21 protein-coding genes and 2 pseudogenes are annotated in these 25,191 nt (G+C 71.0%); 8 read left to right on the forward strand and 15 right to left on the reverse strand.

Annotated features, from left to right (window positions below; translation table 11 throughout):
- Positions 1-28: 28 nt before the first annotated feature.
- From chvE to RV986_RS35980, 4 genes are all read right to left on the reverse strand, one after another.
- A complete protein-coding gene (gene chvE, locus RV986_RS35965; RefSeq protein ID WP_475921358.1) occupies positions 29-1,144 on the reverse strand; it encodes a multiple monosaccharide ABC transporter substrate-binding protein in 1,116 nt (371 codons plus the stop codon).
- Between the two features lie 144 nt (positions 1,145-1,288).
- The gene (locus tag RV986_RS35970) at positions 1,289-2,257 is read right to left on the reverse strand and encodes a hypothetical protein (protein ID WP_475921359.1); all 969 of its coding nucleotides are present in this window, start codon (positions 2,255-2,257) and stop codon (positions 1,289-1,291) included.
- Between the two features lie 161 nt (positions 2,258-2,418).
- On the reverse strand, positions 2,419-3,423 hold the full coding sequence (locus RV986_RS35975) for a zinc-dependent alcohol dehydrogenase (RefSeq protein ID WP_475921360.1): 1,005 nt from the start codon (positions 3,421-3,423) through the stop codon (positions 2,419-2,421).
- A complete protein-coding gene (locus RV986_RS35980; protein ID WP_475921361.1) occupies positions 3,420-4,577 on the reverse strand; it encodes a mandelate racemase/muconate lactonizing enzyme family protein in 1,158 nt (385 codons plus the stop codon). Before RV986_RS35980 ends, RV986_RS35975 begins: the two co-directional genes overlap by 4 nt.
- A gap of 265 nt (positions 4,578-4,842) precedes the next feature.
- On the opposite strand from RV986_RS35980, the pseudogene RV986_RS35985 reads away from it, so the two are divergent.
- Positions 4,843-5,229, forward strand: a pseudogene (locus RV986_RS35985) (SCO2400 family protein); the annotation flags it as partial.
- 272 nt (positions 5,230-5,501) lie between these two features.
- Here the strand turns inward: RV986_RS35985 and RV986_RS35990 are convergent.
- Together RV986_RS35990 and RV986_RS35995 are read right to left on the reverse strand one after the other, a co-directional pair.
- Positions 5,502-5,678, reverse strand: a complete 177-nt coding sequence (locus RV986_RS35990; protein WP_475924745.1) for a hypothetical protein — start codon at positions 5,676-5,678, stop codon at positions 5,502-5,504.
- A gap of 283 nt (positions 5,679-5,961) precedes the next feature.
- Positions 5,962-6,396 carry a MarR family winged helix-turn-helix transcriptional regulator gene (locus tag RV986_RS35995; protein ID WP_475921362.1) on the reverse strand — a complete coding sequence of 145 codons (435 nt, stop codon included), beginning with the start codon at positions 6,394-6,396 and terminating at the stop codon, positions 5,962-5,964.
- A 145-nt stretch (positions 6,397-6,541) separates the two neighbouring features.
- On the opposite strand from RV986_RS35995, the gene RV986_RS36000 reads away from it, so the two are divergent.
- The gene (locus RV986_RS36000) at positions 6,542-7,561 is read left to right on the forward strand and encodes an NADP-dependent oxidoreductase (RefSeq protein ID WP_475921363.1); all 1,020 of its coding nucleotides are present in this window, start codon (positions 6,542-6,544) and stop codon (positions 7,559-7,561) included.
- A gap of 77 nt (positions 7,562-7,638) precedes the next feature.
- On the opposite strand, the gene RV986_RS36005 is transcribed toward RV986_RS36000, so the two are convergent.
- Positions 7,639-10,233, reverse strand: a complete 2,595-nt coding sequence (locus RV986_RS36005) for a M14 family zinc carboxypeptidase (RefSeq protein WP_475921364.1) — start codon at positions 10,231-10,233, stop codon at positions 7,639-7,641.
- A 268-nt stretch (positions 10,234-10,501) separates the two neighbouring features.
- Here RV986_RS36005 and RV986_RS36010 point away from each other — a divergent pair, with 268 nt between their 5' ends.
- Entirely contained in the window at positions 10,502-11,365 is an 864-nt protein-coding gene (locus tag RV986_RS36010) for a hypothetical protein (RefSeq protein WP_475921365.1), read from the forward strand.
- A 411-nt stretch (positions 11,366-11,776) separates the two neighbouring features.
- Positions 11,777-12,577, forward strand: a complete 801-nt coding sequence (locus tag RV986_RS36015; RefSeq protein WP_475921366.1) for an EI24 domain-containing protein — start codon at positions 11,777-11,779, stop codon at positions 12,575-12,577.
- 28 nt (positions 12,578-12,605) lie between these two features.
- Here RV986_RS36015 and RV986_RS36020 read toward each other — a convergent pair whose 3' ends face one another.
- Entirely contained in the window at positions 12,606-13,871 is a 1,266-nt protein-coding gene (locus tag RV986_RS36020) for a pyroglutamyl-peptidase I (RefSeq protein WP_475921367.1), read from the reverse strand.
- Positions 13,872-14,023: 152 nt separating this feature from the next.
- Positions 14,024-14,977, reverse strand: a complete 954-nt coding sequence (locus RV986_RS36025; protein WP_475921368.1) for a LysR family transcriptional regulator — start codon at positions 14,975-14,977, stop codon at positions 14,024-14,026.
- A gap of 49 nt (positions 14,978-15,026) precedes the next feature.
- On the opposite strand from RV986_RS36025, the gene RV986_RS36030 reads away from it, so the two are divergent.
- Both RV986_RS36030 and RV986_RS36035 read left to right on the forward strand, forming a co-directional pair.
- Complete coding sequence (locus RV986_RS36030; protein ID WP_475921369.1) at positions 15,027-15,854, forward strand: NAD(P)-dependent oxidoreductase; 828 nt, start codon at positions 15,027-15,029, stop codon at positions 15,852-15,854.
- Between the two features lie 12 nt (positions 15,855-15,866).
- On the forward strand, positions 15,867-16,295 hold the full coding sequence (locus RV986_RS36035; RefSeq protein WP_475921370.1) for a RidA family protein: 429 nt from the start codon (positions 15,867-15,869) through the stop codon (positions 16,293-16,295).
- Between the two features lie 54 nt (positions 16,296-16,349).
- On the opposite strand, the gene RV986_RS36040 is transcribed toward RV986_RS36035, so the two are convergent.
- Positions 16,350-16,865 carry a TetR/AcrR family transcriptional regulator gene (locus tag RV986_RS36040; protein WP_475921371.1) on the reverse strand — a complete coding sequence of 172 codons (516 nt, stop codon included), beginning with the start codon at positions 16,863-16,865 and terminating at the stop codon, positions 16,350-16,352.
- 165 nt (positions 16,866-17,030) lie between these two features.
- Here RV986_RS36040 and RV986_RS36045 point away from each other — a divergent pair.
- A pseudogene (locus tag RV986_RS36045) lies at positions 17,031-19,461 on the forward strand (glycoside hydrolase family 3 protein).
- Positions 19,462-19,541: 80 nt separating this feature from the next.
- Here the strand turns inward: RV986_RS36045 and RV986_RS36050 are convergent.
- Both RV986_RS36050 and RV986_RS36055 read right to left on the reverse strand, forming a co-directional pair.
- Positions 19,542-20,519 (reverse strand): aldose epimerase family protein, encoded by a 978-nt coding sequence (locus tag RV986_RS36050; RefSeq protein ID WP_475921372.1) that lies wholly within the window; start codon positions 20,517-20,519, stop codon positions 19,542-19,544.
- Positions 20,520-20,557: 38 nt separating this feature from the next.
- Positions 20,558-21,460: an SGNH/GDSL hydrolase family protein gene (locus RV986_RS36055; RefSeq protein ID WP_475921373.1), complete on the reverse strand. Its 903-nt coding sequence runs from the start codon at positions 21,458-21,460 to the stop codon at positions 20,558-20,560.
- A 267-nt stretch (positions 21,461-21,727) separates the two neighbouring features.
- Here RV986_RS36055 and RV986_RS36060 point away from each other — a divergent pair, with 267 nt between their 5' ends.
- Positions 21,728-22,222, forward strand: a complete 495-nt coding sequence (locus RV986_RS36060) for a DUF3145 domain-containing protein (RefSeq protein ID WP_067369479.1) — start codon at positions 21,728-21,730, stop codon at positions 22,220-22,222.
- Positions 22,223-22,395: 173 nt separating this feature from the next.
- Here the strand turns inward: RV986_RS36060 and RV986_RS36065 are convergent, their stop codons facing one another.
- The 3 genes from RV986_RS36065 to RV986_RS36075 form a co-directional block, all read right to left on the reverse strand.
- Positions 22,396-23,691 (reverse strand): beta-ketoacyl-[acyl-carrier-protein] synthase family protein, encoded by a 1,296-nt coding sequence (locus RV986_RS36065; protein ID WP_475921374.1) that lies wholly within the window; start codon positions 23,689-23,691, stop codon positions 22,396-22,398.
- A 97-nt stretch (positions 23,692-23,788) separates the two neighbouring features.
- A complete protein-coding gene (locus RV986_RS36070; RefSeq protein ID WP_028800941.1) occupies positions 23,789-24,037 on the reverse strand; it encodes an acyl carrier protein in 249 nt (82 codons plus the stop codon).
- Between the two features lie 75 nt (positions 24,038-24,112).
- On the reverse strand, positions 24,113-25,180 hold the full coding sequence (locus tag RV986_RS36075) for a beta-ketoacyl-ACP synthase 3 (protein ID WP_475921375.1): 1,068 nt from the start codon (positions 25,178-25,180) through the stop codon (positions 24,113-24,115).
- Positions 25,181-25,191: the final 11 nt, after the last annotated feature.

Raw genomic sequence — 25,191 nt, forward strand, 5'->3', positions numbered from 1 at the left:
GTGCCTTCCAATCACTAGGGGGTGGCGGTTACTTGAGGTCGCTGTCCTTGTAGTAGCCGCCGGCGACGAGTTCCTGCTCGTAGTTGGCCTTGTCGACGCTGACCGGCTGCAGCAGGTAGGCGGGGACGACCTTGGTGCCGTTGTCGTACGTCTTGTCGTCGTTGATCTCGGGCTTCTTGTTGTTGAGGGCCGCGTCGACCATGTCCGTGGCCACCGTCGCCAGCTTGCGGGTGTCCTTGTAGACGGTCTGGGTCTGCTCGCCCGCGATGATCGACTTCACCGAGGCCAGCTCGGCGTCCTGGCCGGTGACGACCGGCAGCGGCTTGCTCTTGGAGCCGTAGTCGTCCGACTTCAGCGAGGAGAGGATGCCGATGGATATGCCGTCGTAGGGCGAGAGCACCGCGTCGACCCGGGCGCTCTTGTACGCCGAGGTCAGGATTTCGTCCATGCGGTTCTGGGCCTTGCCGCCGTCCCAGCGCAGGGTGGTGACCTGGTTCAGCGCCGTCTGACCGGACTTGACGACGAGCTGCTTCTTGTCGATGTACGGCTGCAGGACCTTCATCGCGCCGCTGAAGAAGTACTTCGTGTTGTTGTCGTCGTTCGAGCCGGCGAAGAGCTCGATGTTGAACGGGCCCTTCTTGGAGCCGTCCGCGAGACCCAGCTTCTGCAGGATGTAGTTGCCCTGCAGCTCACCGACCTTCGAGTTGTCGAAGGACGCGTAGTAGTCGACGTTCTTGGTGCCGAGGATCAGGCGGTCGTAGGAGATCACCGGGATCTTGGCGTCGGCGGCCTGCTGGAGCACGTTGTTCATCGACTTGTTGTCGATGGCCGCGATGATCAGGGCCTTCACGCCCTGCGTGATCATGTTCTCGATCTGCGAGACCTGCGTGTCCGGGTCGTCCTCGCCGTAGGCCAGCTTGGTCTTGTACCCCTTCGCCTCAAGGTTCTTGACCACGTTCTTGCCATCGGCGATCCAGCGCTCGGAGGACTTGGTCGGCATGGAGATGCCGATCGTGCCGCCCTTGGTGTCCTTGCTGTCGCTGTCCTTGCTGCCGCCGTCGCTGCTCTGACCGCAGGCGGTCAGGGTGAGGGCGAGAGAAGCTGCTCCGGCGATGGCGGTGAGGGCGGCTCTGCGGTTACGCATGTTCATCATCCTTGATGTTTTGGACCGGACTCGGTCTCGCAGTACGGGGGTTGCTCCGAGCGCGATGCGAGGGAAAGACCGAGAGGAGGTGTGTGGGATTGTGCGCGGCTGTGTCGGCTTGTGTGAAGGGGGTTTGTGCGAACGTTATGAGGGAGTGTCGAAGCGTGTGAGCGTACCGGGTAGCCGGGTGCCCAGCGGCGCCATCTCGCCATCGGCTCCGTGCCGCGCGAGCAGGTCCAGGGCGAGCCGGCCGCGCCGCACCCGCTCCTTGGCGGTGTTCAGCGTCAAGTCCCGTACGTGGTGCCCGTACGGGTAGATTCCGGGGGCCTTGGACAGGCCGAACTTCAGGTAGATCGGTGCGCCGCGGCGGATCAACTCGGCGACCTCGTACATCCGTACATAGCCGCCGAGATCGTCGGGCGCCTCGATGTACATGTCCATGGGGGCGGCCGAAACCCGTCGGATCTCCGTGAGGTGATCGAGCGTCAGATCGCTCGGTACGTTGACCGAGTCGGCGCCGAGGTTCTCGTACACCGCGTACGAGGCCGGGTTGACCGGTCCGATCAGCGCCGAGACCTTGAGAGTGGTGTCGGCCGGGATGATGCCCGCCGTACGGGCCCGGTGCAGGGTCCACAACACCCCCTCGTCGGCGACGAGAAGACACTTGACGCCCAACTCCGTTGCCCGGACGGCGTCTTCGACGCATCCGGCCACCGCGTCGTGCCCACGGGCCCGCAGGCCGCCGCCGCGCGAGTCCGAGCGCACCGAACCGCCGATGTCCCAGGTGCCGCGCGGACCGGTGAACAGGCACAGCTCGATGTCGCGTTCAGCGGTGGCCTCGACCATCTCGGTGATCTCGGCGTCGGTCAGCATCCAGACACCGCTGCCCTGGCTGATCCGGTGGATCGGTACGTCGAGCCGCGAGGACTCCTTCAGGACCACGGCCAGGGCCTCGGGCCCCTCCACGGAGGGAACCTCGGTGCGCCAGCGGCCGCCGCCCGGGAAGGCGTGTGGCGAGGCGTCGGCGGGGGAGAGGGCGGGCGCGCCCAGGCCGAGCGCGGCGAGTGCCTGCTCACCGGGTCGACGGGCTGCCGTAGGGGCGGCGTCGGTCACTGGCTGTCCTTCGCGTTCGAGGTCGCGCGGGAGGTGCGCGTACAGATCTGTTCGGTATGTCGGACGAGGTTCGCGGCTTCGGGCGCACGGGGCCTGGGTGGTACGCCGGTACGGAGCCGTCAGGTAACTCCGTACCGGCGTACGGCTCGGGGGGCGGGGAACTACGGCTTCAGCAAGACCTTTCCGACCTTGGGATCGCCGGACCCTACCAACTCGATCGCCTGCGGGAACTCGGCGAGCGGCAGCTCGTGCGTGACCAGCGGCAACGGACGGAGCAGCCCGGCCCCGAACACCCGCACGGTGTGCGCCCAGGCCGCCGGCGGCGCCCCGAACACGGTGTGCACCTCCAACTGCCGTACGACGAGATCGGTGGGGTCGAGCCCCTCCGCACCCGGCGCCGGGATCCCCGTGAGGACCAGCCGTCCGCCGCGCCTCAACAGGGAGGCGGCGGTGCGCGCGGCCGACGCGGACCCGGCGGTCTCGATGACGACGTCGAAGTCGTCGGGGAGTTCCTGGTCCTTCGTACGGAAGTCGGTGGCGCCGAACTCCTCGGACAGCGCCGCCCGGTCCGGCCGGGTGCCGACCACGAGCAGCTCCGCCGGGGAACCCGCCTTCAGGAACTGGATCGCGAACATTCCGAGCGTGCCGGTCCCGACGACGGCGACCCGCTCACCGGGCAGGGCGTTCGCCTTCAGCGCGGCGGCCGCGATGCAGGCGGCGGGCTCCAGGAGCGCCGCGGCCGTCAGGTCGGCGTCGTCCGGCAGTACGTGCAGCAGCCGGGCCGGAAGGGTGAGCGTGGTCGCCATCGCACCCGGCTGGGTGAACCCGGTCTCCTCGTACCCCGCCGTGCACAACGTTGTCTCGCCCGCGTGGCAGCGGTCGCAGACCTGGCAGTTGCGGAAGCCCTCGCCGACGACCTTGCGTCCGACGACCGACTCCGGCACCCCGGCCCCGACCGCCTCGACGGTCCCCGACCACTCGTGGCCGGGCGTGAGCGGATAGCGGACGTACCCGTCCGGCCGGTTGCCCTGATAGACCTCACGGTCGCTGCCGCAAATACCGACGGCGTGCACACGCACCAGAGCCTCACCGGCGCCCGGCCGCACCGGCTCGTGCTCGACCAGCCGGTGCTCGCCCGGCGCCTCGATGACGACCGCGGTGCTCACTGGCTCCCCTTGGGCTTGCGCTGCTCCCAGCCGTCGGCCCAGAGGTCGAAGCGGGCCTGCTGCTGCGGGAACTCGGCCGCCGCGTCGACGTCCAGCTCGACGCCGAGACCGGGCTCGTGGGACAGCTCGAAATAGCCGTCGACGACCTGCGGGGCGCCCTTCACGACCTTCTTGATCTCCGCGTCCGCGAAGTCGTTGAAGTGTTCGAGGATCTTGAAGTTGGGGGAGGTGAAACCGACTTGGAGGGAGGCGGCGGTGAGGACGGGCCCGCCGACGTTGTGCGGCGCGACGAGCACGTAGTGCGCCTCGGCGGTGGCGGCCAGCTTCCGGGTCTCCCAGATCCCCCCGACATGGCCGACGTCGGGCTGGATGATGTCCACGGCCTGGCTCTCGAAGAGCTCGCGGAACTCGATGCGGTCGTGGATGCGCTCACCGGTGGCGACCGGGATGTCCACCTTGGCGGCGACCTTCTCCAGTGCCTTCAGGTTCTCCGGCGGGACCGGCTCCTCCAGCCACGCGGGTTTGAAGGGCGCGAGCTCACGGGCGAGCCGTACGGCGGTCGAGGGGGAGAACCGGCCGTGCATCTCCAGCATCAGCTCGGCCTCGGGACCGATCGCGTCGCGCACGGCCTCGATGAGCGAGACGGAGTAGAGAGTCGCCTCGTGGTCGAGCTCGAAGTGCCCGGTCCCGAAGGGGTCGATCTTCAGCGCCCGGTACCCGCGCGCCACGACCTCCTGGGCGGCCTTGTGATAGGCCTCCGGAGTTCGCTCGGTCGTGTACCACCCATTGGCGTAGGCCTTGACCTTGTCGGTGACCTTGCCGCCGAGCAGCTGCCACACGGGGACGCCGAGCGCCTTGCCCTTGATGTCCCAGCAGGCCATCTCGATGACCGCGATGCCGGACATCACGATCTCGCCGGCGCGCCCGTAGTCGCCGTACTTCATCCGTCGGACGAGGTCCTCGACAGCGAACGGGTCGGAGCCGAGAATGTGATTCGCCTCCGCCTCCCGCAGATAGCCGATCAGCGCGTCGGTATGGCCCAGCATGCGGGTCTCGCCGACTCCGGTCAGGCCCTCGTCGGTGTGCACCTGGACGTACGTCAGGTTGCGCCAGGGCGTCCCGACCACGTGTGTGCTGATTCCCGTGATGCGCACGGCAGTTGCCCCCTGTGCTCTTGCTGCTCTGTTCGAAATTTCGTCACACGTTCGAAATGCTGGCGTGACAGTAAGGAAGTGGCCCCGGGGGTGTCAATGGGTCGAACGGAACGGTCGGCGACGGATTTTGCCGGTATGCGTCAGGTCGTCGCGCACGCGGTGCTGTGAACGGACCGTGCGGAGCACCGGAACGGGGTGTTCACTACATAACTTTCACAGCTGTGACTATGAACGTTACCGATGAGGAACTTAGTCTTCCGGCGTCATGGACTACTGCGACCCGTGCCGAAGGCACCTCAATGGCGCCCTTGCCTGCCCGGGGTGCGGCACATCAGCCGAAGAGCTCCGCATACGTGCGGAGGCGACCGGCGCGCGTCCGGAAACGGGTGGACGCGCGGCCGGTTCCGACACCGAATCGTTGTACGAGGGTGATGAGCGCGACGAGGGCTCAGAGGACTCCGAGGGCGACGAAGGTGACGGCGCGGGGGAGCGGCTCGGGCGGGCCGCCCGGCGGCGGGGCCGGGGGCGGGCCGACGAAGGGCCGGGCGGGCCGGCCGGCCCGGGCGGTCCGGGCGGTCCCGGTGGTGCGAGCCGGCGTGACCGCAAGGCCGCGGCGCACCGCCGGCGGCGGCGTCGGACGCTCCTCGTCGCGGCGGGCTTCGTGCTGGCGGCGGGTGGGCTGAGCCTCGCGGAACTCGGTGTCGACGGGCCCGGGCTGTTGCCGCGGCCGGCGTCCGCCGGGGGTGAATCGGCGGACGGTTCGGCGTCCTCGCGGGCCGGGGAGACGGCGCGGTCGCTCAGCGACACGGGGGGTTCTTCCGGGGGTGCGTCGGCCTCCACGGCCTCTCCGGACGCTTCCGCCTCGCCGTCGGCGTCCCGGTCCGCCGAGGATGACAAGTCCAAGGACGAGGGGAAGAAGGACACTCAGGAGCAGTCGGCCACGGTGAGTGCGGGGGCCGGGCCTTCGGCGTCGACGGATCCGGTGTCCTCGACGCCGACGGAGGCGTCCGGCACCCCGACCTCGCCGACCTCGACCCCGGCCACCCCGCCCCCCAACCCTTCGCCTTCGCAGACGTGCAACCGTTTCCTGTGGTGGTGCACGTAACCGTTTTCCTCGCCCCCGCCGCCCCTACCCGTCCCCTCCCGTACCTGGGGGCTCCGCCCCCAGACCCCCGTTCGGCCTGAACGGCCTCGTCCTCAATTGCCGGACGGGCTGAGTGATGCGCGCCGGCGCCCTCAAGGGGCGCGGGGAACTGCGTGCCCAGCCCCCACCGGCCCGCAGTCAAAAACTCCGGAGCGGGCGGGGGATCCGGGGCGCAGCCCCGACCCTGGGGGCGCGGGGAACTGCGCGATCGGCCCCCACCGGCCCGCAGCCGACGAACGCTTACGGCGTGAGCATTCTCTGGAGCAGGTCCCGGAGGGACAGTCGCTCCTCGCGGGAGAGCCCGGCCAACGGCTCCCGCGCGAAGTCCAGCGAGTCCCGGAGGGACCGCGCCACCCGTCGCCCCTCATCCGTCGTCGCCGCGAGCTTCACCCGCCGGTCGGACGGGTTGGGACGCCGCTCCACCAGCCCCCGGACCTCCAGACGGTCCACGATCCCCGTGACATTCGACGGCTCACACTTCAGCTTCTGGGCAAGCCGCCGCATCGGCAGCGGCTCCAGGGAGAGCAGACTCAGCAGCCGCGCCTGCGCCCCGGTCAACGCATGCCCAGCGGCAGCGCCCTCGTACTCCTCGTGGTAGCGGGCCACCACCGTGCCGATGAGTTCGACGACCTCAAGGGTCAGCGGGTCGACTCGGGGTGTCTCCTGTGTGGCCATGCACTCCAGGCTACCCTCTTACTTGACATCATGAAATATTCAGGAGCATGGTTGTTTCAGGCACTGAAGTATTGCCTGAAGTATTGCACTGAAGTGTCAGGGCCGTAGTGCACGCACACACGCAGGACAGGAAAGGCACACCCTCATGACCGAGACCCCGCTCCCCACCGTCAACCGCGAATGGCACCTGGTCAGCCGCCCGGTCGGATGGCCGAAGCCCGAGGACTTCGCCCTGGTCGAGGCCGAGGTCCCGCAGCCGGGGGAGGGCCAGGTCCTCGTACGGAACGCGTACGTGTCCGTCGACCCGTACATGCGCGGCCGCATGAGCGCCGCCAAGTCCTACGTCGCCCCCTTCGAGCTGGGCAAGGTCATGCAGGGCGGCGCGGTCGGCGAGGTCATCGCCTCGAACGCGGAGGGCATCGAGGTCGGCGACCACGTCCTGCACTTCTTCGGCTGGCGCGAATTCGCCGTCGTGGACGCCAAGCAGGCCGTCAAGGTGGACCCGCAGGCCGCGCCGCTGTCGACGTACCTCGGCGCCCTCGGGATGACCGGGCTGACCGCCTACGCGGGGCTTCTGCGTACCGCCTCCTTCAAGGAGGGCGACTCCGTCTTCGTGTCGGGCGCGGCCGGTGCGGTGGGCAGCCAGGTGGGCCAGATCGCCAAGCTCAAGGGCGCCTCGCGGGTCATCGGCTCCGCCGGGTCCGACGAGAAGGTCAAGCTGCTCGTCGAGGAGTACGGCTTCGACGCCGCCTTCAACTACAAGAACGGCCCGGTCGGCGAGCAGCTGCGTGCCGCCGCCCCCGACGGCGTCGACGTCTACTTCGACAACGTGGGCGGCGACCACCTGGAGGCGGCTATCGGCCAGCTCAACCGGGACGGCCGCATCGCCATCTGCGGCGCGATCTCCGTCTACAACAGCACCGAGCCCGTCCCCGGCCCGAAGAACCTCGCCCGCCTCATCCAGACCCGCGGCCGCATCGAGGGCTTCCTGGTCGGCGACCACTACGACCTGCAGCCGCAGTTCGTGCAGGAGGTCGGCGCCTGGGTCCGCTCCGGCGAGCTCAAGTACAGCGAGACGGTCGTCGAGGGCATCGAGAACAACCTGGAGGCGTTCTTCGGCGTCCTGCGCGGCGACAACATCGGCAAGATGATCGTCAAGTTCTAGGGGCTGTCCGGCGGAGGCCGCACCCCTGCACGTGGGGTGCGGCCTCCGCTCGTTCACCTGTTCACGTGTTCACCTGTTCACCTGTTCGCCCGAATGGCCCGTTCGCCTGTTTTCTGTGCCTGCGAAACCGTCAGCAACGCCCTTGCCAGCTGCGGGAATTCACCCTTCGGATGGTCACGGAAGAGCGGTTCCGTGCCGAAGAGCACGGCGTGCGGGCCGCTGACGACGGCGGCCCGGCCGCCCGCCGCCGTGGGTCCTCCCGTCCCGTCCGCCAGCGGACGCCAGTGGCCGGAGACGAGCGGATTACCCGGCGCGTACGACTGCTCGACGCGGACCCCGGGGCCGAGATCGGTGAACCAGACGGGCGCGTAGACGAAGCTGTGGTCGGGGGCGTTCGCCGTGACCGGGCCACCCGAATTCACCACCCGCACCACACCGTTGGCATCTCCGTTGCCCTCCACCGGCCGCACGGCGAGCAGACCGGCCGCCGTGTTGAGCGCGGCTCCCACGGTCCCGCGGCCGACGAGACCGTGGGTGTGGAGGAAGCCGTCCAGGGCCGTCCGCGCCGCCGTGTTCAGACGGGCGTGGTCCAGCCCCGACGACACGAACAGCGCATCCGCCGTGGACCAGTCGAAGCCCGCGTCGAGGATCGCCGTCGACACCGGCACGACGTCGAAGTTCATCTCGCGCAGCGCGAAGAGCTCGCCCGGGGTGACGGCCGCGGCGACCCGCACCCGGTGCAACGGGGTTCCCGGGGCGCCCGTGGCCGTGGCCCTGTTTCCGGTCGCGTCGAAGGCGACGTCGTACGTGCGGGCGAGGGCGTCGGCCCGCGCACGGGCCGAGGCCGGCACGATCGCACTGCCGTCCGCCTGCTGCCATACCGAAACCCCTTGCTGCAGGAGGGAGTTGACGGCCGCGATCTCCTGCGGGGTGTCGAGGCGCAGCCGCAGATCGCCGCGCGGGGCGACATACCCGACAGGGGCGGCGGCCTCCACCGGACGGGCGGCCGCGGCCGACAACCCGCCACCCTCCACGCGTACGACCGTCGCGCCCCACAACCGCCCCAGGCTCCAGCCCGAGATGTCGTACATCACCGACACCTTGTCACTGATGTCCCGTCCATCGGCCAGCATCACATGGGCCAGACCGCGTTTGGGCTGGTGCAGATCGACGACGTACGAGCCCTTCGGGTACGGCCGTCCGGCGAGCCGGAAGTCGCGGGTCGCGCGGGTGACGCGGACGTCGTTTGCGAGGAGGTGGTCGACGAGGCGGGCGGCGGCGGTGGCCGAGCGCTGCCCGCTGCCCGCCGGGATCACGTACGCGCGCGGGAAGTCGGTCGTGTAGACGTCCTCGGGGCCGATGCCCGGCACCCCCGGGACCGTCTCGGCGGAGACCGGCACCTGCGCCGCGCCCGTCGCGCCGCGCCGGAAGACCTCGATCTGGTCGGCGACGATCGAAGCGCGGTGGGCCCGGGCGTAGTCGAGGGTCGCGCGCAGGGCCGCGCCGGCCACGTCCACGTTGATCGCGGAGCGGCGCCGCAGCTCCGCCACGGGCAGGGTGCCGTACGCCGAGTTGTTCACCGTCAGCGGGATCTCGACGGTGTGCGCGGCGACCGTGCCGTGGAACGCCTGGTACTGCGGTGTGAAGATCGGCGGCCAGTCGTCCCAGCCCTCCTGCTGGTCGCGGAAGGGGATCTGGGCGGGCTCGACACCGTCCTTCGCGGGGGTGTAACCGAGGCCGTTGACGGCGGCCTCCATGCCGAGGGCGTTGGCGTAGGTGTTCTTGAGGAAGAGGTCGTACTCGTAGTTCTCGCCGTGCGGCGGGGTCGTCGGCTCGATCAGGGTGCCGTTGACGTACCCGTGCAGGTCGAGCATCACGGCCGGCTGCTTGTCGATGGCGATCTGCCGGATCGCGCGGGCCTCGGGCTGCGAGGCGGTGATGAAGTCCCGGTTCAGGTCGAACCCGGCGGCGTTGGCCCGGGTGCCCGCGATACGGCCGTCCGGGTTCGCCGTGATGTTGAAGTAGAGGCGGTTGTGGGCGAGGAGGTCGCCGGTCTTCGCGTCCTTTGCCGTGGCGAGCTGCTCGATGAGCTTGAGAGAGGCGTCCGTGCCCTCCCACTCGTTGCCGTGGATGTTGTTGTTGAAGAAGACCGGCGTCTTGTACGTCGCCTTGACGGCCGGGTCCTTGGCCGCGGCCCCCGGCGCGTTCTCGATGAGCTCGCGCATCCGCTCCTGGGCGCGGGCCGCCGCGGCGGACTCCGGGGCGGTGACGGTGACCAGAAAGAGCCGGTGACCGCCGGCCGAGCGGCCCGCGACCTCCACGCTGACGCGGTCGCCGAGCCGCTGCAGGGCGTTCAGCTTCGGGGCGATGGCGTGGTACGGGATGAGGCCCAGCTTGACGGACTTGTCCGCCGGGTTCTCCGGGTCGGGGGCGAGGACCTGCTCGCGGGGGTAGCCGCGGGTGGGCGAGGAGAGGCCGGAGAGGTCGGTCACCGGCGAGGTGAGGGCGTTGCGGATGGCGGTCGCCGGGGTCGTCGCGGCCGATTGCGGCTGGGTGGATCCTTCGCGGACGGGGGGTTTGCGGTCAGCGGTGGCGCTGTGCGGGGTGAGGAGAAGCGATCCGGTCGCGGTCGCGGTCACGGTGGCGAGCAGGACGGGTCTCGGTAGGCGCACGCGTTGTACCTCCGGTGGGGGGCCTGAGATCGGTACAGGTCGTTCGGGGGCGGTACAGGTCTCGTACGGGTTGGGTACAGGTTGGTAGGGGTTCGGTACAGGTCGGTACGGCGAGGTGTACCTGTTCGACTCTTCCGCAACAAGAGGGCCTCGGTGCCACGGCGGGTGTCCTGGATTCCATGGATGCCACGGATGGCGCATCGGCGATGGGGTGAAGAGGGCATGCTGAGGCCACAAGACAACGTGCCGTGCGTGGCGAGGAGGGCTCATGTCCCCGATTCCGTCGCTCCCCAGCAGGGATGACGTGCTGCGCATGGCGCGCAGCACGACCGACATCACCGGCCAACTCCTCGACACGGCCGGGAACATCACCAGAATCGCCGTCAACACCCTCGACCCCCGGGACGGATCGGGGGCGGAGGCGCTGCGCGTGCTGCGCGAGACGACGGCCGGGCTCGCCGAGGCCAGTGCCTCTCCACAGGCGCAGGAGACGTTCTACCGGATCGTCGACACGCTGACCCGGCTCGGGACCACCGGGGCGCCGCTGGCGGTGCATCCCGTGAGCGGGCCGGCCCAGGCGCTGCTGGCCACGCTGGGCGACAGCCTGTTGCCGATCCTGGACGCGGTGGAGCCCGCGGTGGAGGAACTGGCGGATGTGCTCGGGGAGTTGATGGAGGCGGGGTCTCCGCTGCTGCCCGCGGTGGCGGGGGTGGTCGCGGGGGCGATGCTCGCGCTGACGCCGGTGATCCGGGCGGCGGCGGACGTATTGCGCGACTCGTCCCCCGAACTCCGCCGTATCGCCGACGCGTTGACGTCGGCGCTGGCTCCGTTGCTGCCGCTCCAGGTGGCCCTCGCCGAGCGGGCGGCCGTGGCGGGGGTGGGGGTGGTCCGGGCCGCGCTGCCGCCGCTCGCCGACCTGACGGAGGCGGCCGCGGCCACGACGAACGCGGTCCGGCCGGTGCTGATCGCGGGCGAGGAGTTCCTCGTCTCCGGGCTGGAGCGTATGCAGCCGTTGCTGTTGGCCTCGGCGTCGCGGGCGGGGTGGGTTGCTCGGGAGGCGGCGGTGCGGGTCGCCGCGGCGGTGTCGCCTGCGGCGGACCGGGGGGTTGTGGTGGCGGTGACTCCGACGTAGGCCCCCGGCGGGCTGTGTTCGGCTGCGGGTCGGTGGGGGCTGGTCGCGCGGTTCCTCGCGCCCCTTAAAATCCTGGGGTTCTTTGTCGGCTGTGGGCTGGTGGGGGCTGGTCGCGCGGTTCCTCGCGCCCCTTAAAATCCTGGGGTTCTTTGTCGGCTGCGGGTCGGTGGGGGCCGGTCGCGCGGTTCCCCGCGCCCCTTGAGATCCCGGGGTTCTTTGTCGGCTGTGGGTCGGTGGGGGCGAGCGCGCAGTTTCTCGTGTGGCTGGTGGAACGGGCGCTCGCGCCGGGCTTTTAGGGGCGCGGGGAACTGCGCGACCAGCCCCCACTCACCCGCGGCCGAAAAGGGACCCTCGGGGGTCTGGGGGCGGAGCCCCCGGGGGTGGGGTGGCAGCCCCGGTAAGGTTCGGCGTATGCGTGATCTCGGGGCAGGGTTCGGCTATCTGATACAGGGCCAGCGATGGGCGGCACGGCACGGAAAGCAGTACGGATTCGGACTGCTGCCAGGCCTGATCACCCTCGTGCTGTACGCGGCCGCACTCATCACCCTGGCCCTGTACGGCGAGGACTTCGTCACCTGGTCCACCCCCTTCGCCGACCACTGGTCCAGCCCCTGGCTGGGCCTCTTCCGCGGCTTCCTCACCGCCGTCCTGTTCGCCCTCGCCCTCCTCCTCGCCGTCCTCACCTTCACCGCGGTCACCCTCCTCGTCGGCCAGCCCTTCTACGAGTCCCTCTCGGAGAAGGTCGACAAGGACGTCTCCCCGGACGGCACGGCCCCGGAGTCCGGCCTTCCCCTCTGGCGCGAGCTGTGGATCTCCGCACGCGACAGCCTCCGTGTCCTCGCCCGGGCCGTCGTCTGGGGCGTCCTCCTCTTCGCCCTCGGCTTCCTCCCGTTCATCGGCCAGACCGTCGTCCCCGTGATCGGCTTCTTCGTCACCGGCTTCTTCCTCACCGAGGAACTGACCGCGGTGGCCCTCCAACGCCGCGGCGTCGAACTCCGCGACCGTCTCACCCTGCTCCGTTCCCGCAAGACGCTGGTCTGGGGCTTCGGTACCCCCCTGGGCCTCGCCTTCCTGGTCCCGTTCGTCGCCGTCTTCCTGATGCCGGGCGCGGTCGCGGGCGCCACGCTGATGGCCCGCGACCTGCTGGGCGAGGAGACGGGAGCGCCGGCCGGCGACCGCGAGGACGATCAGGAGCAGGCGGCCACCGCATGACCGTGACCCTCGCCGTGGCCGTCAGCCGTCACTCACCGACGGCCGACGTACTCGCGTCCGCGGCCACCGTCACGATCGCCCGCACCTGGGCGATGATGTCCAGCCGGTTCCGGACGAACTCGGGGTCCGTGACCGTTCCCGTCGCCGGGTCCGTGTTGCCCGTGCCGAACTGCAGCACGGGCGTGTGGACATGCCCGCCGGGCAGCCGGTCGTGCAGACCGAGGCGGTCGCGCAGCAGCGTCGCGCGGTAGGCGATCTCGTTGGAGAGGTAGTCCCCGCCGCCCCCGGCGCGGGCCGTCGAGCCCGGGGTCGGTCCGTCGGGGCGTACGACCGGAACGGTTCCTCCCGCGGGGATCTCGGTCACCGAGGTGTGGTCGTACACGGGGAAGCGGCCCGTGGCCGCGGCCACGATCCGGGCGTAGGGGAGCGTCGTCGACGTCCACTGCGGCTGCGTGGCGGGGTCGGTGACGGGGACCGTCTCGGTGCGGGAAACGTTGTCGTTGTCCGGGAAGCCGCCTCGCCAGGCCCCGTTGGTCCGCTCCACGTCGAAGCGGCCGACCCGGCCCTGGCTCACCGTCGTGAACAGGTCCACGCGCGGCAGCTGTCGCCGCAGCGTCCGTTCCACCGTACTGTCGGCGAAGTCCTGCCAGCGGACCGGGAACACGGCGGTCTCGATGCGTGCCGGGCCGTCCGCGGTCCGGATCGTGGTGCCGTCGAGAGCGAGCGCGGTGGCCCCGGACGGGTTGGAGATCCGGATGTCGCGGTCCAGGGTGAACGGGTCGAAGCCGGTGACGAGGATCCGCTTCACGCCCTTGGCGGGCGGGTAGTGGATGGCGTTCTGGCCACGCGAGTCCTCCTCCAACGCGGCCAGCAGCTTGGCACGTTGGGCTTCGGTGAGACCGAACCGCGGTTCCCATCCCCGCACTTCCCGCGTCATACCCAACCGTGCCCAGTACAGCGGCCGGTCGTCGTCCCGGCTCAGGTCGCCGCCCGCCGGGCCCCGGCCCTGTGCCCGGTCGACGGCCCGCTGCCACAGCCGCGCCCCCTGCCGTACGACGACGCGCTCGGCCCGCGCGTACGAGCCCGCCCGCTCCAGCGCCCGCGCGAACGCGGGGGCCACCGTGTCGAATCCGGAGCGCCGCAGGATCTCCTGGGGCGCGGCCTGGTCGAGGCGCTGTTCCTCGACGGTGGCGGGGCTCGCGGCGGCCGCCGACGCGGTGGGCGCCGTCGCCAGGCCCCCCACCAGGGCCAGTCCGAGCACACCGATTCCGATCCGAACACGTATGTGGGTCAAGGGAGTTCAGCCTTCCGTCGCCGTGATGGGGGGAGCTGCCGGACGGCCGCAGTATCGCGTGACGGAGGGGACGTGCGCCATGAGGTGGGGCACCGGCGACCCGAGTGCTCGGGCGGCCCAGGCGCTCAGGCAGGTCGGGTGGGTCGGGCGGCTCAGACGGGTCGGGTGGAGATCCGCGCCGCCGCCTCCCGCAGCACCGCCAGGAACGCCTGCGCCGCCGGTCCCGGTGACCGGCCCCGCGCCGTCGCCGCGTACACCGCCCGCGCCGGCGCCTCCTCGTCGCGCACCGGAAGCAGCGCGATGTCCGGGCGTACGGACTCCGCGGCGAGCGCCGGGACCAGGGTCACCCCGAGACCGGCGGCCACGTACCCCTGCTTGGCCGTCCACTCGGCCACGACGTGGGCGACGCGCGGGCGGAAACCGTGCCGCAGGGCCGCGTCCAGGAGGGTGCCCTCGGGGCGGGCGGCGCCGGATATCCAGTCGGCGTCGGAGAGTTGGGAGAGGCGGACGGAGGGCTCGGCGGCGAGCGGGTGACCGGCCGGGACGGCGACGTACAGGGACTCGTCGAGAAGGTGGTGCAGCGTGTACGCGTCCAGCGGGGCGCGGCCCGTCGTGGAGACGATCGCCAGGTCGAGGCCGCCCGTGGACAGCCGGTCCAGGAGCGCGGGCGTCAGGCCCTCCTCCCGGGTGAGCCGCACGCCCGGATGACGGGTGCGGAACGCGGCGATGGCGCGCGGTACGAGCGCCGCGTCGGCCGTGGCGAAGGCGCCGAAACGCAGCCGGCCGCCCGCGGCCCGCCGCAGCGCGGCCAGTTCGCGGCCCGCGCCGTGCAGCCGTTCGACCACCGCCTCGGCGTGCGGCACGAGGACCTGCCCGGCCTCCGTCAGCCGTACGCCCCGGGGCAGCCGGTCGAAGAGCGGGGCCCCGCCGAGCGCCGACTCCAGTGAGGAGATCTGCCGCGACACCGCGGACTGCGTCCAGCCGAGGGTCCGCGCGGCCACCGTGAACGAACCGTGCCGGGCGACCTCCAGGAAGACCCGCAGCCAGGTGGTGGAGAGGTCGGCCACGGCATCGGGTGCGGCATGCGGGTTGGGCATGAGAGCCATGCTAGACATTCGCTTGTCGCATCACCGGTGCGCGCCTAGCGTCGGCGGCATGGAAAAGATCCACAAGGAAAAGATCGCATTCCTCGGGCTCGGGCACATGGGCACCGGGATGGCGGGCCGGCTCCTCGGCGCGGGATTCCGGCTGACTGTCTGGAACCGCACCGCGGCGAAGGCGCAGCCGCTGGTCGCCGAGGGCGCCACCCTCGCCGCCTCCCCGGCCGAGGCCGCGCGGGACGCGGACGTGGTGATCACCATGCTCGCCAGTCCGGCCGCCCTCGACGCGGTCGCGGACGCCATCGTGCCGGAGCTGCGCCCGGGCACCACCTGGGTGGAGATGTCGACCGTCGGCCCCGACGTGGTCAAGGAGCTGGCCGCCCGGCTGGGACAGGGTGTGACGCTCGTCGACGCGCCCGTGGCGGGCAGCACCGACAAGGCGGCCGCCGGACAGCTGGGCATCCTCGCGGGCGGTGACGTGGCGGGCGTCGAGCAGGTACTGGCCCCTCTCGGCACGGTCACCCGCACCGGCCCGCTCGGCTCCGGCGCCGCGCTCAAGCTCATCGTCAACACGGCCCTGCTCGGCGGGGTCGCCCTCGTCGCCGAGACCATGGCCCTCGCGGAGAAGCTCGGCATCGACGAGAACATCGCACGCACCGCCCTGGCGAGCGGCCCGCTCGGCGGCGCCGTCGGCCGCGCCTTCGCCGAGGACGTGCACTTCGCCACCGAGCTCGCCGCGAAGGACGTCGCCCTCGCCACGGCGGTCGCCGAACTGCCCGTCATGGAGGCGGTGTTGGAGCACTTCAAGCGCGCCGCCGCCGATCCCGCCATCGCCGAGGCGGACATCGTGAAGGCCGTCGACCACATCCGCCGCTCTGTCTGAGGAGGGCCTCCCGTGCAGATCAGGCTCGACAACCCACCTTCCGCGCCCCAGCCCGCGAACGCCTACTACTCCCAGGTGGCACGGGTCGAACTCCCGGGCGGCGGAGCCCTGTTGTACCTGTCCGGCCAGGTGGCCGACGGCGCCGACCTCACCGAACAGAGCCGTGGCGTCTTCGAGACCATCGACGCCCTGCTGGGGGCACACGGCGCGGGCCTCGCCGACATCATCAACATCCGTACGTATCTGACGGACATCACCCAGCTCCCCGCGTACGGTGCCGTACGGGCCCAGTACCTCACCGGTACCCCGCCCACCAGCATGACCTTCGAGGTCTCCCGTCTCTTCAAGCCGGAGGCGCTGATCGAGATCGAGGTCGTGGCCGCCCTGTCCGCCGTGGCCGTGCCCGACGCGGTCGTACCTGGCGCACGCGGCCCGGAGTGATCCCTTCCGGGCGCTACCGGTGCCGGCCGTGGTCCGGCACCGGTAGTGAGGGGCTCAGCCCTCGCCGAGCAGTGCGAGGAAGTCCCGGAACGCCCCCGGCATGTCCACCGACTCCGGGTCGAGGAGCCACTGGTACTGCAGGCCGTCCATCACCGCCACCAGCAGGGGAGCCGCGCGCTCCGGCGTGAGCCCGTTCGGCAGCCGCTCCCCGTACTCGGCGCGCAGCACCGCCGTCATGCTGGCGCGCACCCGCACGTACCGCTCGGTGAAGTACCCGCGCGCCGGATGCCCCTCGGTGACGCTCTCGCCGAGCAGCGCCGAGAAGGTCTGGATGATCCCGGGCCGCATGGCGTTGTACTCGACCAGAGGGACGAGCAGATCGACCCGCCACCGGGTGTCCGGCACGGCGTCCCACTGGTCCCGCTCCTTGAGCACCGCGACGAGCAGCGCGTCCTTCGTCGGGAAGTAGTGCGGCAGCCCCTGCTGGGTCAGCCCCACGCGCTCCGCGACCGCCGCCATGCTCGCGCCCCGGTAGCCGCGCTCGGCGATCACCTCCAGGGCCGCGCGCACGATCTCGGCGCGCCGTTCCTTCCTTTGCGGCTAAACCGCCGCCGCTCTCGCGGACGTGGTTGCTCGCCGCGGGGGTTGCTCAATTGATGGTTGCGGTTCCGATTCCTTTGCCGGCGGCCAAGGCAGGATTGAGGCGTCCACGGACTTCAGCGAGGAGGCACCGCGATGGCGGGAACGCGCACACCGGCCGACGAGGCCCGCGAGGCGATCGTCGAGGCGGCTCTCGGCAAGCTGGACCTGGACGCGAAGGCGCGGCTGCTCGCCGGGCAGGACGCGTGGTCGCTGCCCGCGCTGCCCGAGATCGGCCTCGCGTCCCTCGTGATGTCCGACGGCCCGATCGGCGTACGCGGTGTCCACTGGACCGCCGACGACCCGTCGATCGCGCTCCCCTCCCCGACCGCCCTCGCCGCCACCTGGGACCCGGCCCTCGCCCGCCGCGCCGGCACCCTGCTCGCCCAGGAGGCCCGCCGCAAGCACGTCCACGTCCTCCTCGCACCCACCGTCAACCTGCACCGCTCCCCGCTCGGCGGCCGCCATTTCGAGGCGTACAGCGAGGACCCGTATCTGACCGGTGAGATCGGTAGCGGGTACGTCCGGGGCGTCCAGTCCGGCGGCGTCGGCACCACCGTCAAGCACTTCGTCGCCAACGACGCCGAGACCGACCGCTTCACGGTGAACAACCTGGTCTCCGAACGCGCCCTGCGCGAGCTCTACCTGGCCCCCTTCGAGGCCATCGTCGAAAACGCCCGCCCCTGGGGCATCATGACCGCCTACAACACGGTCAACGGCACCACGATGACCGAGCACCGCCACCTCGTGAACGAGATCCTGCGCGGCGAATGGGGCTTCGACGGCTTCAACGTCTCCGACTGGACGGCCGCCCGCTCGACGGTCGGCGCCATGGAGGGCGGCCTCGACGTCGCGATGCCCGGCCCCCGGACGGTGTACGGCGAGGCGCTCGCCGCCGCGGTACGCGCCGGCGAGGTCGAGGAGGCGACGGTCGACGCCGCCGTCCGCAACGTGCTGCGGCTCGCCGCCCGGGTCGGCATCCTGGAGGGCGCCCAGCCGGTCGTCACCGAGCTGCCCGCCACCGTGGACGGCGACGCCCTGGCCCGCGAGATCGCCCGCCGCTCCTTCGTCCTCGTACGCAACGAAGGGGCCCTCCCGCTCGTGGAAGGGCACAAGGTCGCTCTGATCGGCGCCGCCGGCCGCGACGCCCGCGTCCTCGGCGGCGGCTCCGCCACCGTCTTCCCCGCCCATGTCGTCTCGCCCCTCGACGGCCTCACCGCGGCCCTCCCCGAGGGCAGCCTGACGTATGCCGTCGGGGCCGACCCGAGCGAGGAACTTGCCGTCGCCGACAAGGGGTTCGCGCTGCGGGCGGTCTGCCGCGACCGGGCCGGCACGGTCATCGGCACCCGCTCGGCCCCCAACGGCCAGATCCAGTGGATGGGCAACGACCTCCCCGAGGGCGTCACCCACGCCACCCTCCACAGCGTCGAGCTGACCGGCACCTTCACCCCGCGCGAGAGCGGCACGCACACCTTCGGCGTCAAGGGCCTGGGCGTGTTCACGCTCACCGTCGACGGCACGGTCCACTTCGACGGGACGCAGCGCAGTACGAAGGACGACCCCTTCGAGGCGTTCTTCGGAGCCCCCGTCGAGCGCGCCCGGGTGGACCTCAGCGCCGGTGAGGCGTACGAGGTGTCCCTGCGCCACGTCATCGTCGCCCCCGAGGGCGCGCCGCTGAAGACGGTCGGCTTCGCGCTCGCCCACCAGGACCCGCAGCGCGACCCCGACGAACTGATCGCCGAGGCCGCCCGGGCCGCCCGCGCCGCCGACACCGCCGTGGTCGTGGTCGCCACCACCGACCGCGTGGAGTCCGAGGGCTTCGACCGGCGCGACCTCCGCCTGCCCGGCCGCCAGGACGAGCTGGTGCACGCCGTCGCCGCCGCCAACCCGAACACCGTCGTGGTCGTGAACTCCGGCTCCCCGGTGGAGCTGCCGTGGCGCGAGGAGGTCGCGGCCGTGCTGCTCAGCTGGTTCCCGGGCCAGGAGGGCGGCGCGGCCCTCGCCGACGTCCTCACGGGCGCCCATGAGCCCGGCGGCCGCCTGCCCACCACCTGGGGTTCCCTCGCGGCCGCCCCGGTCACCCAGGTGGTCCCGGAGGCCGGTGAACTCCCGTACACGGAAGGCGTGTTCATCGGCTACCGCGCCTGGGAGAAGGAGGGCAGGACCCCCTCGTACGCCTTCGGACACGGCCTCGGCTACACCGACTGGACGTACGAGTCGATCGAACTCGGCGACGGCGACGGCGACGGCGACGGTGGTGACGGCGACGGCGACGGCCGTACGACGGTCACGGTCCGCGTCCGCAACACCGGTGAACGCGCCGGACGCGAGGTCGTCCAGGTCTACCTGGCGCCGGTCGGGACCGACCCCGGGCGAGAGCGTCGACGTTGTCCTCGATCTCCCGCGCCGCGTCTTCGAGACCTGGGACGAGGCGGCCGGCACCTGGGCGTTTGTGAAAGGTTCGTACGAGGTTGCGGCAGGGCGCTCGATCATCGACCGTCGGGTCGCGGCGAGGATTAACGTCTGAGCCGGGACAAGCCCCCCCCGAGCAGCCCCGGTCCGGAACCTGACATCCGGACCGGGGCTCATCGGTTCCCGGGCCCCGCGCTAACCCCGTACGCCGAACCCGTACACGGTCTTCGACCGGTACACCCCGCCCGGCCTCAGTTCCGTGCTCGGGAACTCCGGCCGGTTCGGGGAGTCGGGGAAGTGCTGGGTCTCCAGCGCGACGCCGTCACCGGGTGCGAAGGGATCGCTCAGATGGTCCGCCGTGTAGAGCTGGAGCCCGGGCTCGGTGGTCGCGACCGTCACCACCCGCCCCGAGGACGGGTCGTACAGCTCCGCGACCTCGACGGCGGTCTCCGTGAGCCCCTTGTCGAGCACGAAGTTGTGGTCGTATCCGGCGCCGACCTTCCGCGCGGCGCGGAAGTCGAAGCGCGTACCGTCCACGGGGGCCGGCGCGCCGGTGGGGATCAGATCCGCGTCCACCGGCGTCAACCGCGAGGCGGCGAGACGGAGTTCGTGCCCGCCCGCGTTCCCCGAACCGGCCAGGTTCCAGTATGTGTGGTTCGTCAGGTTCACCACGGTCGGCGCGTCCGTGACCGCCTCGTACGCGATGCCCAGCGCGCCCGCCCCGTCCAGCGTGTACGTCGCCGTGACCTCCAGACGGCCCGGGAAGCCCTCCTCGCCGTGCGGGGAGACCCGGGTGAGGCGCAGCCCGTGCTCGACCGGCTGCGCGTCCCACACCCGCTTGTCGAAGCCGCGCTCGCCGCCGTGCAGGGAGTTCGGGGCGTTGTTCTGCGCCAGATGGCAGGTCAGGCCGTCGAGGTGGAAGCGGCCGCCGGCGATCCGGTTCGCGTACCGCCCGACCAGCGCCCCGAGGTACGGCTCCGGATGCGCCAGATAGCCGTCGAGGTCCGGGAACCCCAGCACCACGTCCGCGCGTGGCCCGTCCCGGCCGGGGACCTCGACCGACTGCACGATCCCGCCGTACGTCAGGATCCGCACCCGCACCCCGGCGCGCTCCAGCGTCCAGCGGTGGACCGCGGTGCCGTCGGGAAGGGTGCCGAAGAGTTCGCTGTGCATGATCGAAAGCGTAGGCCAAGGATCCGCAGAGCCAGGGCCTAGGCCACCGGCCTCGGCGCCGTCACCACCCGATAGGCCATCTCCGCCAGCCGCGCCTGCCCGTTCTTGCTCGGGTGGAACCAGTCCCAGTGACTCAGCTGGTCCGTGCCGAACCGGTAGTCGAAGACCGCGCCCCCGTCGAAGCGGCAGCGCCGGTCCTTGGCGCACACGTCCTTGAGGACCTCGTTGTACGCCTCCACACGGTCCTGCACCTTCGCGCGCCGCAGCGTCGCCGCCGAGTCCAGGGAGTCCGCGTCGCCGAGCATCGAGGGGCAGATGCCCAGCTTCCAGATCTGCTTGCCCAGCGGGTTGGTCCGCCCCTCGGACCACAGCCGCTTCAGGTCCGGCACGCTCGACACATACACCTGGGTCTTGGGCAGCACCCCGCGCAGGGTGTCCATGGCGTCCTCGAACGCGGAGCGGAAGTCGGCGACGGAGGTCATCGCCGAGGCCGACGAGCGGCAGGCGTCGTTGGCACCCGCCATCACCGTCACCAGTTCCGGCTTCTCCATGGCGGCCTCCGCCATCTGCCCGGGGAGATCCGCCATCCGGGCGCCGGTCTCCGCGTAGTTCCAGCTGCGCTCGGCGGCCCCGGCCCGTCCGAGCAGCCGTACGGCGAGACTCCGGACCTTGGTGTCGCTGCCGGTCGCCCAGGAGACCTCCGGGCAGTCGGACAGCACGGTGCAGGCGTCGAAGCCGCGGGTGATGGAGTCCCCGACGGCGGCGATCGACTTCGGACTGCGGTTCCAGGTGGGGGTCGGTTTCGGGGACGGCGCCGCCTTGGCCGTCGTGCCCTGCGGAGCCGGGGAGTTGTCACCGGAGGCGTCGCACCCGGCGACACCCAGCAGAGCCGCTGCCGCGACGGCGAGGAAAGCCCGCGCACGGTGACTACGGTTGCGCATCCCCTGGTCCCCTCGTTCGTCGAGCACGCTCGGTCGGCACCCCTCCGGCACGCTCGGTCGGCAGCTCTCCGACCCGGCCGGCCGACACCCCGCAGTACACGGTCGGTCGCACCGCGTCCCCTTGGGTGAAACCTCAATGTTTCTGGGTGCTGGGACCGACGGTACGTCACACTCCTTGCGCCGCCGCACGGTAGCCTCGCCACGTGGCCGCCCTGCCACTGCCGTTCCGCTAAGTTACAAGATGTCTCGCTCTGTCCGGAGGCCCCAGTGACGACACGTGGAGTTCTCTACGTGCACTCCGCGCCCCGCGCGCTGTGCCCGCACGTCGAGTGGGCGGTCGCGGGTGTGCTCGGCACGCGTGTCAACCTCGACTGGATCAGGCAGCCCGCCGCGCCGGGCACCTGGAGATCCGAGTTCTCCTGGAAGGGCGAGGTGGGCACCGCCTCCAAGCTGGCCTCCGCGCTGCGCGGCTGGCAGATGCTGCGCTTCGAGGTCACCGCCGAGCCCTGCCCCACGGCCGAGGGCGAGCGCTACAGCTGCACCCCCGAGCTGGGCATCTTCCACGCGGTCACCGGAATCCACGGCGACATCCTGATCCCCGAGGACCGCCTGCGCGCCGCCCTGCTGCGCTCCCAGCGCGGCGAGAGCGACCTGGAGTCCGACCTCGCCAAACTCCTCGGCAAGCCCTGGGACGACGAGTTGGAGCCCTTCCGCTACGCGGGCGAGGGAGCCCCGGTCCGCTGGCTCCACCAGGTGGTTTGACCGGTAACGGGCCCGCGGGGAATCTTTTGGGGGCGCGGGGCTGTGACCTGTGCGGCTCCGCCGCGTGGGCGCGCCCAGCCCCCACAGCCCGGCACCCGACGAACAACAGACGTGGCCCCGGACCCCAGGAGGAGTCCGGGGCCACACCCCGTTCACTACAACAACGGCCGAAATCAGACCGTACGGAACGCCAGCACCACGTTGTGCCCACCGAACCCGAACGAGTCGTTCAGCGCGGCGATGCGGCCCTCGACCGGCAGCTTGCGAGCCTCCCCGCGCACGATGTCGGCGTTCGCCTCGGCCTCGGGGTCGAGGTTGTCGACGTTGATGGTCGGCGGAGCGATCCGGTTGTACAGAGCCAGCACCGACGCCACCGACTCCACACCCCCGGCGCCGCCGAGCAGATGACCGGTCATCGACTTGGTCGCGGAGACCGCCATGTGGTCCGCGTCGTCACCGAAGACCTTGCGCAGCGCCTTCAGCTCGGCCACGTCACCGGCCGGGGTCGAGGTCGCGTGCGCGTTCACGTGCACGATCTCGGCCGGGTCCAGACCGGTGTTGTCGAGCAGGTTCTGCAGGGCGCGGGAGATGCCACGCCCCTCCGGCTCCGGCTGCACGATGTCGTGACCGTCGGCGGAGATGCCCTGGCCGACCGCCTCCGCGTACACCCGGGCCCCGCGCTTGGCGGCGTGCTCGGCGGACTCCAGGACGAGGACGCCCGCGCCCTCGCCGAGGACGAAGCCGTCACGGGCCACGTCGTAGGGACGCGAGGCGCCCTGCGGGTCGTCGTTGTTCTTGGACATCGCCATCATGTTGCCGAAGGCGGCGATGGGCAGCGGGTGGATGGCCGCCTCCGTACCACCGGCGACGACGACGTCGGCGCGCCCGGTGCGGATCATCTCGATGGCGTAGCCGATGGCCTCGGCGCCCGAGGCGCAGGCGGAGACCGGGGTGTGCACGCCGGCGCGGGCGCCCACGAGCAGACCCACGTTGGCGGACGGGCCGTTCGGCATCAGCATGGGGACGGTGTGCGGGGAGACGCGGCGGACGCCCTTCTCCTTCAGCACGTCGTACTGGTCGAGCAGGGTCGTCACGCCGCCGATGCCGGAGGCGATGACGGTGCCGAGCCGGTCCGGGTCGACAGCCCCCGCCGCGCCAGCGGCTGATGAATCGGTCTCGCCTGCCTTGCCGACGAAGCCGGCGTCGGCCCAGGCCTCCTTGGCCGCGATCAGCGCGAACTGCGCCGAGCGGTCGAGACGACGGGCCTGCGGGCGGGGAATGACCTCGCCCGGCTCCACGGCGATCTGCGCCGCGATACGGACCGCCTGGTCGGCGGCCCACTCCTGTTCAAGGGGGCGGACACCGGACTTGCCGGCGATCAGGCCCTCCCAGGTAGAGGCTGCGTCGCCACCCAGCGGTGTGGTTGCGCCGATACCGGTGACGACCACGGTGCGATTGGTCGAGCTCACGGGAATTCTTTCTCCAAATACGAGGATTCAGCGGCGCCACCGCCGGGTGGCGGGGCAACGGACTGATCACGGGATCGGGCCGGGCCCGATCCCTGGATCAGGCCTGGTGCTTGAGGATGTAGTCGGTCGCGTCACCGACGGTCTTGAGGTTCTTGACGTCGTCGTCCGGGATCTTGACGTCGAAGCGCTCTTCGGCGGCGACGACGACCTCGACCATGGACAGCGAGTCGACGTCCAGGTCGTCGGTGAAGGACTTGTCCAGCTGGACGTCCTCGGTGGGGATCCCGGCGATCTCGTTCACGATCTCGGCGAGACCTTCGACGATCTCTTCCTGAGTGGCGGCCATGTCAGGCGCTCCTTCGGTGTGTATCCAGAGGGTTGGCGGTATTCCGTACGGACCGGGTGATCCGGCACGGAGTGCCTAGGGGAGGGTAACGACCGTCGCGGCGTACACGAGACCCGCCCCGAAGCCGATGACGAGCGCGGTGTCGCCGCTCTTCGCCTCGCCGGTCGCCAGAAGCCGCTCCATCGCGAGCGGGATCGAGGCGGCCGAGGTGTTGCCGGTGGTGCGTACGTCACGCGCGACCGTGACGTGCTGCGGCAGTTTCAACGTCTTCACCATCGAGTCGATGATCCGCTCGTTGGCCTGGTGGGGAATGAAGACGTCCAGGTCGTCCGCGGTGATTCCGGCCGCGTCCAGCGCCTGCTGTGCGACCTTCGCCATCTCGAACACGGCCCAGCGGAACACCGCCTGGCCCTCCTGCGTGATCGCAGGGAACTTGATCTCGCCCTTGGAGTTGAGCGGAAGCTCCGACATGTCGCCGATGGGGGTCCCCCCGCTCGAGCGAAGTCGAGAGTGGGGGAGGAAACGGTCCCACGGCACGGTCTGCTTGATCGTGCCGGACTTGTCGCCCTCGCTGCCCCACACGGTCGGGCCGATGTGCGGCTCCGCGGAGGGGCCCACGACGACCGCGCCCGCGCCGTCGCCGAACAGGAAGGCCGTGGCCCGGTCCTCCAGGTCGGTCAGGTCGGACAGCCGCTCCACGCCGATGACGAGGACGTACTCCGCGGAACCCTCGACGATCATGCCCTTGGCGAGCGTGAGGCCGTAGCCGAAGCCCGCGCAGCCGGCCGAGATGTCGAAGGCGGCGGCCTTCTGCGTGCCGAGCTTGTCGGCGATCTCGGTCGCGACGGCCGGGGTCTGGCTGAAGTGCGAGACGGTGGAGACGACCACGGCGCCGATCTGCTCGGCGTTGATCCCGGCGTCGGCGATGGCCTTGCCGGACGCCTCGATCGACATCGCGGCCACGGTCTCCTCGTCGGAGGCCCAGTGCCGGGTCTCGATGCCGGACCGCGAGCGGATCCACTCGTCGGAGGAGTCGATCGTCTCGAGGATCACCTCGTTCGGCACGACCCGGACGGGACGGTAGCCGCCCACGCCCAGGATCCGTGCGTACGGGGCGCCCTTGCTGGGCCTGATCTTCGACATGCTCTGTCGGC

Source organism: Streptomyces sp. RLA012, assembly GCF_056270325.1.